Genomic DNA, 14,400 nt, shown 5'->3' with positions numbered 1-14,400 from the left:
ATTATCCTGCCAATCCGGCAATTTGATCATCCTTTTATACCCCTTTCTTTCCAGTGGAATGTTTGTTTTAAATAGCCCGATCCGGTAATGGAGACAATTGAGCGTATTTAAAAAATCCCCTTTTACATGGGTCGCGCAGCTCTTTTTGCTCGTAAAACCAGGGGCATTCGTTTCCAAAACACATTTCGGCAGCGACCGGGCCTCTGTTGATCCCCCGCGTGAAACCCTTAATTCATGCAAAAAGATATAATCAGATATCGTGACCGTGAAATACCCGTTCCTTATATCAGTGCCGCACGGGGGAACGGAGATCCCCCGGGAACTGAACGGGCACCTTGTGCTTAACGAACAGGAGCTTCGGTATTACAGCGATCCCGATACCCGGGAACTCTATGGCTTTTGTGAATCTGTTGCTGCTTTCATCGACACCCCGGTCTCCCGCATGGCCGTTGACCTCAACCGCCCTCCGCTGCCGCTGCCCCCCCGTGATCCGGAAGGTATCATCAAACTCCGCACGATTGACGGGAAACCTGTGTACCGCGATGGCCTGTTTCCTGACATGCCCCTGATCCATCGTCTTATGATGGCATGGTACTTCCCCTACCCCCAGCGCATCGACGAACTGATCGATAACCATGACGTGAAGATCGCATTTGACTGCCACTCGATGCTGCCCGTGGGATCAGCAGAACAGAAGGATAGCGGAAAGAACCGGCCGCTGATCTGCCTGGGGAACAACGGGGACCGGAAAGGCCGGCCAAAAAAAGGCAGCATTGCCACCTGCCCGGAAGCCTTGATCCAGGATCTTGCTGAAGGATTCCAGCGTGAGTTCTCGCATGAGGGCGAGGTAGCGATCAATAACCCCTTCTCCGGGGGATTTATCGCCAATGCGCACTACTGGAGAAAAGGTATACCCTGGGTACAGATAGAGGTCAACCGGTCCCTGTATGACCCAGGACAATTGCGGGGGAACCTGTTTTTCGATAAGAGGAGCAGATCGGTCGGGAGGTTACATAAACGGATCTGGGACGTGTTGACCTCGTTCTGGGATCATCACGACTGCAATGAGTAAGAGCACCTGACCCGTTGGAATTCTCCGTGAATTCCTGAAATGGGTCCGGCAGGATTATGCAGAGCGATTTACACGCTCTCCTATATTATCACTTCTGTCAGGTAATATCATTGATTCATATTCTTCCTGAACATTTGGACAGATTTAATAATAATGCCTCGTGATAATCAAACGATCACTGTGAAGATCCACACCCGTACCCTGCTGATCCTTGGCGTAACGGTATTTGTTCTGATCTTTGCCATCAACCTTCTTGCCCAGTTCTTCATCCTGTCATCCTACGCGCAGATCGAGCAGGAGGAAGCGATTACCAACGTGCAGCGGGTTGTGGACCAGATTGCGCATGAACAGTCGCAGCTCGCGAACAGTGCCCGGGACTGGGCGGTCTGGGATGCCAGTTATACGTTCATGGAAGATCGCAACCACGAGTATTACACCTCAAATATTGCCGCAGACTCCTCATATGAGAGCCTCCGGATCAACGGTATCCTGTATTATGATTCGGATTGCAACCTGGTTGCCGGCCGGTGGTATGACCTGCATAATGCGTCCGGGGCTCCGGTTCCCCCGGATCTTCTTCTCTTTTTTGACAACAACCGTCAGCTCTTTACAAGGAGCGCCGGAGGAACCGGACGGAACGGGCTGGTCCTTCTCCCGGAAGGGCCGGTTCTGGTATCCATGTCCTCCATCCTGCCCAGTTCCGGGGTCGGTCCTGGCAACGGAACCCTCATCATGGTCAGGTCTATCGATCAGGAACAGGTTGATGAAATGGAGAGCCTCACTCACCGGTCGGTCAGCCTTTCGGCCCTCACAGAACAATCACCTCTTCCGAATCCGGATCTGGTGAACACAGCTGGCAATGGCACACCGGTGATCGAGACCATTCCAACAGATACCGATACCATCTCCGGGTATACCCTTGTACGGGACATCAATGATCGCCCGATCCTCCTGCTTCGGGTTGACACCCCCCGGTATGTCTACCAGAAGGCCATGGCTACCGTGGTATTCCTGGCAAGTACGTTTGTCCTTATAGGGATCATGTATGTCGTCACCACCGAACTTCTCCTCCGCAGGTATCTCATCAATCCCCTTCTCGGCCTTGACAATGCCATGAAAACGATCGGACATCGCCGCGATTTATCCGAGCGTCTGTCGGTCAAAGGTGACGATGAAATAGCGTCTCTCAAAAGTTCTCTCAACACGATGCTGCAGGAGCTCCAGGACAAGGAAGCGGAACTGGCACGGCGCCAGGAGATGCTGGCCGAGGCAAACCGGAAGACAACCATCTATCTTGATATGTACCTTGACGTCCTGACGTACGAGATCCTGAATTCGACGATGTGCATCCGGGGCTATGCGGACCTGATCCGGACTGAAGGGGGGAAGATGGAATGTCTTTATGCACAGCGCATCACCGATACCATCACCCGCGATACAGAAGTAATCCAGAACGTTGAGACGATCTCAAAGATCTTCAAGCATCCCCCTGTCCGGGTACCGGTTGATCTTGACGATATCATCAGGGAAGTAACAGCCTCATATCCCGGCACCGGTATCCATTATGATGCCTGCGGGATGAGCGTGCTCGCCGATCCGATGCTCGCGCGCGTGTTCCACAATATCATCGCAAACAGTATAAAATTTGGCGGGAGTGACGTGAAGATCGGGATCACGGTGCGTGATGCTGCTGATGAGATGGCAGAAATCACCATCACCGATACCGGTCCGGGTATTCCCGATGCGCAGAAGCCGGGGGTATTTGACCGGTTCATGCAGGGATCGGAGAAGCGCAGCAGTTACGGGCTGGGCCTCCATATTGCCAAGATGCTGGTGGAAGCGTATGGCGGCCGCATCCGGGCGGATGACCGGATCCCCGGTAAATGCGGGGAAGGAGCAGCGATCCGGTTCACCTTACGGAAAGGACCCGCATCAGAATTGTGATCCGCTGTCAACCCGTACGGATATGGTGTTCCTCGAACTGGCCATCGTAAAATACCATCACCCGGATTGGCACCCCTTTTACAAATGCCCGCATCCGATCGTCATACACTTTCTGCACATGACGGAGATGGTGCCGGGTGAAATACTCCTGTACGTATTCGAGGAATGCAATCTCCTGGGAGAGGAAGGCATGCTCGAACTCTTTTGTCTCCCGGGCGATGGTAAGTGATTCCTCGTCTTCGATCTCCCGGTCATATTCCCCGTGCTGATCAATACCGGAGATCTGCCTCCAGTCCACGGTGCCTGATGCATCCGGCTCGCGGTGGAGCATGTACGGGTAGATGCGGCAGATGGAGAACCGGGTCTCATAGATCCGGCACCGTCCGTTCTCCAGGAACCAGCAGGATCCGGTTTCGTCTTCCTTTGCCCTGAGCGCGTACCCGGATACGTAATACGTCCCGTTCTGGTCGCAGAACTCCGGGTCCGGTGCCGGTTCTATGGCATCGGGATCGATCATTTTTACTGCCCTGACATCCCTGTCCAGCAGGAAGACATGGCCGTTGAAGGCACGGGTGCAGCACTTTGCACAGCAGGTACAGCGGAACTTCACGTCGCGGACAATCGTTGCCATCTGTTCTATAGGGTAGGCAAGAAGGCTGTTCTGCTCCTGTGTAAGGGCAGAGATGCGGAAAGGTATCGGGACAAGGGACAGGATGATCAACCCCGGGTGTATCTCCATGAACATGGAACCGGAGACTATATTCTTTTTTGGGGTGTATTTGCTCCCTCGTTACACTATTGTTACGGGTTATTGTTGCACGGTTACGCGATACTCCTGCCGTGCAAGTGTCCTGAACTGATCCGGCAGTGACGCGAGTTCGTGAGCGCATCGCTTCCGTATTTCCTCAACGGGCGGCATTGGCGCAAGCAGTTTTCCGTCCATGAGGTACGGCCTGACAAGCCCGCCTGTTTCATTGCGGTCCATGCGGACCACCTCATCGTGTTCCATCACGCCATCCTGCTGATACCGCACTACCTGCCGGAGGTAGGGAAAGGTGGTCTTGCCGGGGCTGGTCTTGAACCGGGGCGTTCCTTCGTACTCCACCAGTTTATACACCATGTCGAGATAGGGGGCGTCAGCAGAGGTGATGAAGTGCGTCCCGACGCCGAATGAATCGATCGGCACTCCATCTGAGAGCCAGCGGTCAATGGAATATTCGTCCACGCCACTGCTTACGAAGATCCGGATATGGGGCAGTCCTGCCCGGTCAAACTGTTCCCTGACCTTCCGTACAAGCCCGGGAATATCCCCGCTATCGATCCTGATCCCGGTAACCGGTACCCCCTCGCGAACCAGCCGGATGATGGTCTCCGTGCAGGCAAGCGTATCATAGGTATCGATGAGGCAGAGGCACCGGTCGGGAAACGAGGCATGGTAAGCCCGGAATGCCTCATCCTCTGAGGGGAAGATCATAACATAGGAATGTGCCATGGTCCCGACCACCGGGATGTCATACCGTTTCCCGGCCTCAAGGTTTGAGGTACCGGAAAACCCCGCGATCCATGCTGCCCGGGCTGCCGCTATGCCTGCATCCGTTGTATGAGAACGACGGAACCCGAAATCCACAATACTTCTGCCCCGGCTTACACCCATAATTCGTGCCGCTTTCGATGCCACGAGGGTCTCGAAATGGATACAGTTGAGCGCGAGCGTCTCCAGTACCTGGACTTCGGGAAGCGGCCCCTCGATCTGGACGAGCGGTTCGTTCTGGAATACGACCGTGCCTTCCGGAATTGCATAGAGTGTCCCGGAGAACCGGTAACCGGAAAGCCAGTCGAGGAAATCCCTGCTGAAGACATTCAGCTGACTAAGATACACGATATCCTCATGAGAGAACCGGAATGCCTCCAGGCTGTTTACCAGGGTTTCAAGTCCCCCGGCAACGAGGAAATTCCGTTCATCGGGAAGCTTCCGCGGGAAGATGGAGAAGACGGCATTGCCGGTCTTGTTATGTTCCAGAAAACTCTGGGCCATGGTGAGCTCGTACAGGTCAGTGAGAAGTGCAGTACTCATGGGACAATCCCTCGTGTTTGCCGGGTTGATACCTGTTATGTTCTGCAGCACAGGAGAAAAATGAATGGATATCCGTCTTCCTGGATCCGTCGGCAGGGGGGTCATCCTCTGCGCCATGGGGGGATGTCCGGTAAAGAAGGCAAGCGCTTAATAGTTCCCGGGAGAACCATCCATGAGAGGGAACCAGGAGAAGATCATGGAGCCTGTCATCAAAGCGATCAGTTGTCTTGTCGGAGTGTTTGTTCTTATTAATGGTATCTGGATTGTCCTGACACCGCCATTCGGTGACGAGCCGCAGGGATATGCGATCATAGCGGTCGGTTTCCTTATCGTGCTTCTATCGTTCTATTCTGCATTCGGATGGGTCCGCCCGAAACCCTGAAACCGGCACGTTTAAAAAAAGAAAAAAATCAGTTGTACGACCGGAACGGTATGTACGCATCATAGACTTTTACTTTTTCGCTGTTGGGGGTAGTTACCCAGACTTCTGCCCGGTCGGTATTCTTGGTGGTACCGGCAAGAACAATCGTCTGGCCGATGTGAAGCGGCTGGACAAGCTGGCCGGTCTCGACAACACCGTCTGACCTGGTGATCTTTACATCAATCTGCGGGACGACATTCATGCCTTTGCCGCCGCGCAGTGTTGTGGTGATCTGTGGGTTGATGGACTCTCCATTACTTTCGACCTGGACTTCGATGCTCCAGATTTCCGGAAGGGTCTGGGTAGGGCCGGGGGTGAGAGAATCAACGGTTGTCGGGACGGGTGTTGCTGCTACGGTCTCTTCGGTTGTCGCGACTGCGGTCGGTGCCGTTGTGGTGGCAACCGTCGTTGTGGTCGGCTGGGTGCATCCGGCAGCCAGAACGAGCACAAGACAGGCACCGAGTATAAGGGCACTTGCTATTATCTTTTTCATGCGGGTAGGTTTCCCGGGAGGGTATATCAGGGTTTTGTCACAGCGGTGGTTTCATGAACAATGCCCAAACCAAAAAATACGACGGAGACCGTACGAAACGATTATCCCGCACGGCGGAGAGTGTGTAGGTACTATGCATGAACCTCATCCGCTCCGGTGGAAGTCAATGATCGGCCTTGGCCTCCTGTCAATTCTTATCGGGGTTGTCCTGATCTTCTTCCCGGGATACGCGGCCGATCTATTTGTCGTGTTTGGCGGGATCGCCATCATCATCCTGGCTGCGGTTGTCATGGTTGAAGGCCTCTTCCTCGATCACGAGGGTGTGTCACACTGGGGCGTCCTCATCCTGGGAATCCTGGGGATCCTGCTCGGGATTGTTCTCATCGCAGTCCCCTCGCTGCTGGTCATCGCAACCGGTGTGGTATTCGGGTTGTTCCTTGTCGTCTTTGGGATTATTGAGGCCGTTGTTGCGTATATGCTCATGGAGGACCTGATGGTGCGCCTCGTTATCGCGCTGATGGGGGTCTTTGCCATCCTCCTGGGGACCATTATTCTCCTCAATCCCGTGCTGGGCATCGACACGCTGATCCTGCTTGTCGGGTTGTATCTCGTTGTCTACGGCATGATGCGCATTGCTCACGGGCTCACCGAGCGTCATGTTGACCAGAATGTGACGGTCAGGCATCTCTGAAATCCGGCCGGTTTCCGGACATCCTTTTTTCAATCAGCCTTTTGCAGGGCTGGCAAGATCTTCATCAGATGGATACGTTAAACGAAACCCTGTGGTCTGCATAGTTGTCGCTATCCGTATGGGAAACCAAAAAAGAGACAGAAATGAGACAGAGAAAAAAAGAGCATCTTCGGGGCAGTTATGCCCGCTTTCCTGACGCCGGTTCGATTCCTGTTGGCTGGTTGCGGATCGTCCGTTCCTTCATGATGGTATAGACGTCCCGTGCGTGCTCCTTGGGCACTTCCACAAAGGAGTAGGAGTCGAGGATCCGTATGGCACCGATAGCTTTACCGGGGATTCCCGTCTCGCCGGCAATTGCCCCAACGATATCCTTGGGTGCTACCCGGTGCTGGCGGCCAACGCCAAGGAAGAAGCGGACCATGCCGACCTCCGCGCCGGTATCCCCAAAGTCCATCTCCTCCTTCTTCTCAGGTTCGGACTCATTAACGGGCTCCATCTGCATCTTAAGGAGGGCTGCCGCAATATCGATCGTGCTGTGATCTCCTTCGGTCTCTGTCTCGATGATCCGGGCGTACTGTTCGAGGCCTCCGGCCTGGATCGTCTCGCGCACCCGTTCCAGCACCCCGCGGGTTCTGGACTGGGCGACATCGCTCGGGGTGGGTACCGGCATGCGGGTGATCTGGACCTTCGCAAAATGCATGATCTCCCGGAGCTTGGTGAAGTCTTTCGGGGCAACGAATGTGACTGCCTTGCCGCTCTTCCCGGCTCTGCCGGTCCGGCCGATGCGGTGGATGTAATACTCCACGTCCTGCGGAACATCGTAATTGATCACGATATCCACGTCTTCTACATCAATACCGCGAGCCGCGACATCGGTTGCGATCAGGATATCGATGATACCCTTACGGAACCCGCCCATGACCCGGTCGCGCTGGGACTGTTTCATATCCCCGTGGAGTTCATCTGCCCGGTACCCGCGTGCGCGGACTTTTCCCGAGAGTTCTTCTGCGCGGCGCTTGGTGTTACAGAAGATGATCGCAAGATGGGGGTCGATGAGATCGATGAGATGGCAGAGCACATCGAGTTTCTCGCGCTCCTTCACCTCGATATATGACTGCTCGGTCAGTGGCACGGTCAGTTCTGCATACTCGACCCTGACGAACTCCGGTTTTGTCTGGAACTTTTTGGAGATCTCGAGGATCGGCTGTGGCATGGTCGCGGAGAAGAGCAGGGTCTGGCGGTTCTGCGGGACTTTCCGTAAGATCAGTTCGATGTCGTCACGGAATCCCATATCGAGCATCTGGTCGGCCTCGTCGAGGACAACGGTTGTCACATCGTCGAGCCGGAGCGTGCGGCGGTCCAGGTGATCCATGATGCGTCCCGGTGTGCCGATGACAATGTGGACGCCGGCATGCAATGCGCGAAGCTGGCGCTCGATTGGTTGCCCCCCATACACCGGCAGTACGGTGATCTTGGGGAGGTGGGCAAGGAGGTTTGAAAACTCCTCGGCGATCTGGATCGCGAGTTCGCGGGTGGGGCAGAGCACGAGGGTCTGCACGGTCCTTCTGGACGGGTCGATCTTCTCGATGATGGGGATGCCGAATGCAGCGGTCTTACCGGTACCGGTCTGTGCCTGCGCGGTCACATCGCGGCCGGCCTGGATGAGGGGGATAGCGAGGGCCTGAATGGGCGACGGCTCCTCAAATCCCATATCTTCTATTGCTTTTCCGAGTTCCCTTGACAGGTGAAGGTCGGAAAACTGTATACGTGTTGGCATATCGCTATCCCATTTAGCGTGAGGGGTCTTAAGATGGCGTACTGAGTTACCCCGTATTCCCTATCCCCGGGAAACAACGTATTTAATATTGGAGGGAACGACGATCCTGATAGTGATGTCCATGAAGGTCGTTGCATTCAACGGCAGTGCCAGAAAAGACGGGAATACCGCTATCCTTGTCGAAGCCGTGTTCAGGGAGCTCAAGAAGGAAAAGATCGAGACCGAACTCGTGCCGCTGGCCGGAAAGAAGATCCACGGCTGCATTGCGTGCGGGAAGTGTTTTGAGAAGAAGGACGGGATGTGCGCGATCAAGGGTGATATCATCAACGAATGTATCGCGAAGATGGTCGAAGCGGATGGGATCATCCTGGCATCCCCCACGTACTTTGCCGATGTCTCGACCGAGATGAAAGCCCTGATTGACAGGACCGGGTATGTTGCCAAGGCCAATGATGACATGTTCCGTCGCAAGGTCGGAGCAGCGGTCGTCGCAGTCCGGCGGGGAGGGGCGATCCATGCATTCGACACCATGAATCACTTCTTCTTCATCAGCCAGATGGTGGTGCCCGGCTCATCCTACTGGAACATGGGTCTCGGCCTGGAGGCCGGCGAGGTGAATGACGATGAGGAAGGGCTTGCGACCATGACAACGCTGGGCGCAAACCTGGCGTGGGTGCTGAAGAAACTGAATAAATAATTTTTTATCGGGATGATCCCTCGTGTTTTGGAAACAGAAATGTCTAACATCCTTTATATCCAACTCCAGTAACACGATTCCGGTGACCGCCGTCCTATGATCATCCAGAACACCCCGTTTCTTGTCCCCCTGCTCATCTCTGCTGCCATTACCGGCATACTCGCGGTGATCAGCCTGAAACACCGGGATGCCCCGATCATCCGACCGTTTATCCTCCTGATGTGTGCAACAACGCTCTGGACTGTGATGTCAGTATTCCAGCTGGAGAGTGCCGACCTCGCCTCCAATATCCTGTTCAATACGCTCGAATATCCGGGTATTGTTTCGGTTCCGATCGCGTGGCTGCTGATCGTACTCTGTTATACGGGTCGCGAACACCTCGTCACCCTGAAGAACACACTCCTGCTCTTCATTGTGCCGGCCATCGTTCTGATCCTTGTCGCAACCAACCCGTACCACCACCTCTACTATACGACTTACATTCCCGATGTTGTGAACGGCATCGTGATCTGGAATTTTGTGCACGGCCCTCTCTTCTGGATCCATGCCGGTTACTCCTATCTGCTGACAGGGATTGCCCTCCTGCTGATCGCATCCCGGTTCTTCAGTTCGCCCGTCATCTACCGGAAACAGATCCTTCTCCTGCTCATCGCAGCGGGCGCACCTACACTCGTCAACATACTCTATGTTATGGGTTTTGATCCGGTGCCAGGCCTTGATCTCACACCGGTGATGTTCATGATCACGGGTATCATTCTTGTGCTCGCGATCATCCGGTACCAGCTCTTCTCTCTGGCGCCGGTAGCCTACCCGGTCATCTTCACGGCCATTGATGCCGGCATCATCGTCCTTGACCGGAACGACCGGATCAGCGATCTGAATCCCGCTGCCCTGAAGATTTTCAATGAAACGTGCCGTCCGGTGATCGGGCAGCCGGTCACGGATACCCTGCTTCCCGGTATCATCGCGTTTTTGCAAAGCGAAGAGTCCGGACGGGATGCGGTCTTCCCGGTAACCCTTCAGGGAAGGAATGGGGCCGCCCGGGATTATGAGGTGGCGTGCCGGACAATTTCTGCGGGTGCCGGCGAGTATTGCGGTCGTCTCCTGATGATACGCGATGTGACTGAGATGCGGCAGGCCAGTCGCGCGATCGAGACCGCGAACCGGAAACTGAACCTGCTCTCCAGCATCACGCGACATGACATGCTGAACAAGTTGACCGGCCTTGCGACCTACCTAGAACTTGCAAAGGAGGAAAAGGAGGAGGCCACTCTGCACACCTACATCGAGAATATGGTGAAGATCTCCCGTGTACTCCAGGAAGAACTGGAGTTCACCCGTGATTACCAGGATCTCGGTGTTAAAACACCGACGTGGCAGAATGTTAATACTCTTGTGCAGCCGAATGTGGCGTTTTTTCCGGCGCACTACCCCCGCGTGGAGATTGCTATCCATCCTGTCGGTCTTGAAATATATGCTGATCCACTGCTGGAGAAGGTGTTCTACAACTTAATCGACAATGCGCTCCGGTATGGCGGCGGGAAGATGAACATGATCCGGGTTACGTCCTGCGAGGAGAATGGATCTATGATCATCACGTTTGCCGATAACGGCGAGGGTATTGCCGCAAAGGACAAGCCCTTGCTGTTCACCAAGGGATTCGGGAAGAATACCGGTCTTGGGCTCTTCCTCTCCCGCGAGATCCTCTCGATCACCGGTATCACGATCCGCGAGAACGGGACGCCTGGGGAAGGTGCACGGTTCGAGATCACGGTACCCTGCGGGGAATACCGTTCTTCCGTGGATACCCCGGAAGAGTGAACGTGGAAGAGCCTGGTACGGGGTTCTGGCAGGTGAACGGGCAGGATCTGTTCCTGCCCGATTCGTTCCTGTGAAGTGATCGATCACCGCAGAAATCCGTTCACGCGCTTGATTTGCGGCTAATCCTCTCCAGCACGTGTGCTGAAGCGGACCGGATATCCGGATCGGACGAGGTGGTTGCGGCGATCAGCGGATCACGGGCGGATTCACCGCGGTCGACGAGGGCATTCATCGCCTTGCGCCGCACCTGGAGGCTCTTGTCCCGCAGTGCCTCGATCAGCAGATCGATGGCGCCCGGACTTTCCATCTTGACCAGCGTCAGGACCGCACCCATCCGCAGATCCTCTTCGTCGCTGGAGAGCACCAGCCGGTGGAGCGGTGCAAGGGCACAGTCTCCTGCCTGTGAAAGTGCGACCCAGGCCTCGCAGGCAATTTGGTAATAGACGAGTTCCTCGATCGTATCCGGTTCCCAGCCCAGCGTGTCAAGGCAGGAGACCGCACCCCTGCGGATCTCGCGGGACGGGTGGCAGAGGGCACCCACAAGCGAGGGGATGACGATGAGACCGTTCCGGGTCATGACATCGCAGACTTCAGCCCTGACGCTGTATTCCTCGTCGCACAAGGCTTCGATGAGGCCGGTGATGGCTTCGTAATGCCCGATCGCCCCGAGAGCCCGGGCACCAGCGATCCGCATCTCCTCTGAGGGATCACGCAGGAGTTCAATCAGGTCAGGGATTGATCCGGGATCGCCAATCTTCCCGAGCGCCTCAGCCACGGCCCTCCTCATACCCGTATCCGTGCTGTCCAGGAGCGCTGTAAGTGGAGGAATGGCGCGGGTATCGCCGATTGAGCCCAGCACCCGGGCGGCAGGAATCCGGATCTGGGGTTTTTCCGATGCAAGGGCATTGATCAGCGGAATTATCGCCGGCTCTCCGATTGTTATCAGTGATTTGGCTGCGCTCCGCTGAATCTGTGGGCTGTAATGGGCAAGGGTCTCGATCAGGAAGAGGATCGTGTCCCCATCGGATTTGACCGGCCGGCAGGTCTCGTGTTCCGTTGTCGGTGTTGACGCTCCTGCAGGTCCCGGCAGAGAGACAGAAGTGGACGGGATAACGCATTCCGAGGGTGCAAGGGCAGCCTCAGCCTCTGCTTTTTTACGCAGAACTGCGTGGAGGGTCGAAGCCCTCTCCCGCACGGCGGCATCCTTATCCCGGCAGGCAGCGACAAGGTATTCTTCTGCAGCCGGGCCGACCTGTCCCAGGCCAATGACGGCAAGCAGGCGGATGGCCGGGTCGGCGCTTGCAAGAAAGAAAGCAAGTGCCGGGATCGCAGGCACCCCGAGGGATCCGAGAGCTACCACCGCCCGCTCCCGTACTTCAGTATCGGGGTCGGAAACGAGTTGTTCGATGTCTTGGATAGCGGCGGTACCGGCAATGGTTACGAGAATTGCTGCGGCGCTGCCCCGGACGAGCGGGTTTGTATGTGACAGGAGCTTCTGTACCGGCCCGGCAGCCATTTGACCAAATGATCCCAGCGCCTTTTCAGCACTTGTCCGGACGCTGGCGTCCGGATCCGTGAGAGCGGAGATCAACGGAATAAACCCGTCAGGATCACCAATCCTGCCCAGGGATCGGGCGGCCGCTGCCCGGACCTCCTCATCGCTGTCCTGCAGGGCCTCGATGAGTGGGGTGGTTGCCCGTTTGTCAGGGATCCGGCCGAGGGCATCGGCTGCCGCAAGCCGGACTTCCATGGAGGGATCGCGGATCGCCCCTGCCAGTGCATCGATCGCCCGGGGTCCGATGCGTCCAAGGGCATCGACCGCGAGGGTGCGGATGTTCTCGTCCCCGCTCTGCAGGGTATTGATAAGAGTAGCAATCTCCTCGTCAGAGATCTCGGGTTCAGAAACCTCTTTTGCAAGGCCGGAGAAATCCGGTGTGCGTTCCCGGGCTGAAAGGTCGGCACTATCGGGAAGTGGTGGCGGAACGAACTCCCGTGGTTTTCTGGCAGGTTGTTCTTCGGGCTGCGGATCCGGTGGCGGGTGAACTACCGGTTCGGCTGGCTGTGACCCGGCTTTCTGTTCAGGTGCCGGGTGGGTGTTGTTTGACGGCAATTGCGGGGATTTCCCGTGTGGTGCCCGCGGATCCAGAGGAGCAACCGGTTTTTTTGGCGAGACTGCTCCTGTTGGATGCTGATCCGGAACAGCAGGAGCCGTTGTCTGTGACCGGACACCCGAGCTTTCGTTCAATGTTTCAAGTGCCGCATTGCTGATCACAGGGTCCTGGCTGTGGGCAGCAGCAACCAGGGCTTCACGGCCCGGTGTCCCCATGGCTTTCAATGCAGATGCTGCCCCGGCCCGCAGCGTGTACCGCGGGTTGCCTAACAGGTCGACAAGGTACGGGATTGCTGCCTTACCCATCCTGGTAAGTTCGTGCCATTGTTCGGATGCAAGACAGAACCGGGCCTTCTCATCCGAGTTGTCCGGGGTCCAGTTAAGGAACGAGAGCGCTGTTGCTGCCATGTGCCGGACATTATAGGACTTGTGGGAGAGGGCATCGACAAGAGGTCGGACGGCTTTCTCATCATGGATCTGTTCAAGCGCCTCGATTGCGCTGATGCAGACCTCGTTCTCATCGTCTGCGAGCAAGCTGCCCAGGGCGGATATCGCCCGGGGATCCCCGATCGCCCCGAGTGCTTTGGCTGCCCCCATGCGGATCCCGTAATACCGGTCTGATAGCGCCTCAGTGAGATAGGGGACAGCACCTTTTTTTGCCCGGATCATGTCGGGCCACTTCTCCTGCGCAAGGAGAAAATGAAAGTAGTCATCATTGTTTTTGGGCATCCACTTCTGGCGGACAAGCGCTTCGGCTGCACCAGCCCGGATCCGGTGTGATCGGTGGGAAAGCGCTTTTACCAGGACCGGAACACCCGGCTCACCGATTTCTGCAAGGGCGCCAATAGCAACTAATCTTACATGACTATCGGCATCCGCAATAATCTTCAGGAGCCACGGGAGGGCATTGCGGCCCGGCAGGGAGAGCAGCGTTTCGATCTCAGTATCCTCCATCCGGCAACTGGTCTTTATGCAGGTGCAGATCTCTGAAGGCGTAACGTTGTCAAGGCCATGGAGGACAAAAAGGATTCTCAAACGGAGGGCGTCATCAGCATTCCTGATCTTCTCAAGCAGAGGAACAAGGGCGGGTTTCCCGAATGCCTGGAGACTGGTGGTTGCCACCTTTACACGGTCAGGGTCATTGGACTGGAGATCACGGATCAGGTTCTCGATGCCCGTGCGGCCGATTCGGTCCGGTTCCTCCTGCCTGAAGAGATCAAATACACCCATGCTCCGCTCCGTGTGCTAAAACCCTTCTCGCCTCGGGTATTTACTTTTTTACCTATTTCAGTATATTAAC

The 14,400-nt window shown here is 55.9% G+C and carries 11 protein-coding genes; 6 read left to right on the top strand and 5 right to left on the bottom strand.

Annotated features, from left to right (window positions below):
* Positions 1 to 259 precede the first annotated feature (259 nt).
* Positions 260 to 1,072, top strand: coding sequence for an N-formylglutamate amidohydrolase (locus LUQ43_RS06715; protein ID WP_299965451.1), 813 nt, complete (start codon positions 260 to 262; stop codon positions 1,070 to 1,072).
* A 180-nt stretch (positions 1,073 to 1,252) separates the two neighbouring features.
* A complete protein-coding gene (locus LUQ43_RS06710) occupies positions 1,253 to 3,016 on the top strand; it encodes a CHASE4 domain-containing protein (RefSeq protein WP_299965449.1) in 1,764 nt (587 codons plus the stop codon).
* 7 nt (positions 3,017 to 3,023) lie between these two features.
* Here the strand turns inward: LUQ43_RS06710 and LUQ43_RS06705 are convergent, their stop codons facing one another.
* Together LUQ43_RS06705 and LUQ43_RS06700 are read right to left on the bottom strand one after the other, a co-directional pair.
* Complete coding sequence (locus LUQ43_RS06705) at positions 3,024 to 3,755, bottom strand: YkgJ family cysteine cluster protein (RefSeq protein WP_299965446.1); 732 nt, start codon at positions 3,753 to 3,755, stop codon at positions 3,024 to 3,026.
* Positions 3,756 to 3,824: 69 nt separating this feature from the next.
* Positions 3,825 to 5,090 carry a nicotinate phosphoribosyltransferase gene (locus tag LUQ43_RS06700; RefSeq protein ID WP_299965444.1) on the bottom strand — a complete coding sequence of 422 codons (1,266 nt, stop codon included), beginning with the start codon at positions 5,088 to 5,090 and terminating at the stop codon, positions 3,825 to 3,827.
* Positions 5,091 to 5,262: 172 nt separating this feature from the next.
* Between LUQ43_RS06700 and LUQ43_RS06695 the strand changes: the two genes are divergently transcribed.
* Positions 5,263 to 5,472: a hypothetical protein gene (locus tag LUQ43_RS06695; protein WP_299965442.1), complete on the top strand. Its 210-nt coding sequence runs from the start codon at positions 5,263 to 5,265 to the stop codon at positions 5,470 to 5,472.
* A gap of 28 nt (positions 5,473 to 5,500) precedes the next feature.
* Here the strand turns inward: LUQ43_RS06695 and LUQ43_RS06690 are convergent, their stop codons facing one another.
* Entirely contained in the window at positions 5,501 to 6,004 is a 504-nt protein-coding gene (locus LUQ43_RS06690; RefSeq protein ID WP_299965440.1) for a hypothetical protein, read from the bottom strand.
* A gap of 133 nt (positions 6,005 to 6,137) precedes the next feature.
* Here LUQ43_RS06690 and LUQ43_RS06685 point away from each other — a divergent pair, with 133 nt between their 5' ends.
* Positions 6,138 to 6,695 (top strand): DUF308 domain-containing protein, encoded by a 558-nt coding sequence (locus LUQ43_RS06685; RefSeq protein ID WP_299965437.1) that lies wholly within the window; start codon positions 6,138 to 6,140, stop codon positions 6,693 to 6,695.
* A gap of 178 nt (positions 6,696 to 6,873) precedes the next feature.
* On the opposite strand, the gene LUQ43_RS06680 is transcribed toward LUQ43_RS06685, so the two are convergent.
* Positions 6,874 to 8,472, bottom strand: coding sequence for a DEAD/DEAH box helicase (locus LUQ43_RS06680; RefSeq protein WP_299965434.1), 1,599 nt, complete (start codon positions 8,470 to 8,472; stop codon positions 6,874 to 6,876).
* 121 nt (positions 8,473 to 8,593) lie between these two features.
* Between LUQ43_RS06680 and LUQ43_RS06675 the strand changes: the two genes are divergently transcribed.
* Entirely contained in the window at positions 8,594 to 9,169 is a 576-nt protein-coding gene (locus LUQ43_RS06675; protein WP_299965609.1) for a flavodoxin family protein, read from the top strand.
* A gap of 96 nt (positions 9,170 to 9,265) precedes the next feature.
* Complete coding sequence (locus LUQ43_RS06670; RefSeq protein ID WP_299965432.1) at positions 9,266 to 10,990, top strand: histidine kinase N-terminal 7TM domain-containing protein; 1,725 nt, start codon at positions 9,266 to 9,268, stop codon at positions 10,988 to 10,990.
* A gap of 100 nt (positions 10,991 to 11,090) precedes the next feature.
* On the opposite strand, the gene LUQ43_RS06665 is transcribed toward LUQ43_RS06670, so the two are convergent.
* Positions 11,091 to 14,330: a HEAT repeat domain-containing protein gene (locus LUQ43_RS06665; protein ID WP_299965429.1), complete on the bottom strand. Its 3,240-nt coding sequence runs from the start codon at positions 14,328 to 14,330 to the stop codon at positions 11,091 to 11,093.
* Positions 14,331 to 14,400 lie beyond the last annotated feature (70 nt).

Source organism: Methanoregula sp. (assembly GCF_028679125.1).
GTDB lineage: Archaea > Halobacteriota > Methanomicrobia > Methanomicrobiales > Methanospirillaceae > Methanoregula.
This window is presented reverse-complemented; position numbering and strand designations above follow the sequence as displayed.

Coding starts and splice junctions, on each gene's coding strand:
- LUQ43_RS06695 (WP_299965442.1), top strand. CDS start 5,263: ATGAGAGGGAACCAGGAGAAGATCATGGAGCCTGTCATCAAAGCGATC.
- LUQ43_RS06675 (WP_299965609.1), top strand. CDS start 8,594: ATGAAGGTCGTTGCATTCAACGGCAGTGCCAGAAAAGACGGGAATACC.
- LUQ43_RS06670 (WP_299965432.1), top strand. CDS start 9,266: ATGATCATCCAGAACACCCCGTTTCTTGTCCCCCTGCTCATCTCTGCT.
- LUQ43_RS06665 (WP_299965429.1), bottom strand. CDS start 14,330: ATGGGTGTATTTGATCTCTTCAGGCAGGAGGAACCGGACCGAATCGGC.
- LUQ43_RS06705 (WP_299965446.1), bottom strand. CDS start 3,755: ATGGAGATACACCCGGGGTTGATCATCCTGTCCCTTGTCCCGATACCT.
- LUQ43_RS06680 (WP_299965434.1), bottom strand. CDS start 8,472: ATGCCAACACGTATACAGTTTTCCGACCTTCACCTGTCAAGGGAACTC.
- LUQ43_RS06700 (WP_299965444.1), bottom strand. CDS start 5,090: ATGAGTACTGCACTTCTCACTGACCTGTACGAGCTCACCATGGCCCAG.
- LUQ43_RS06685 (WP_299965437.1), top strand. CDS start 6,138: ATGCATGAACCTCATCCGCTCCGGTGGAAGTCAATGATCGGCCTTGGC.
- LUQ43_RS06690 (WP_299965440.1), bottom strand. CDS start 6,004: ATGAAAAAGATAATAGCAAGTGCCCTTATACTCGGTGCCTGTCTTGTG.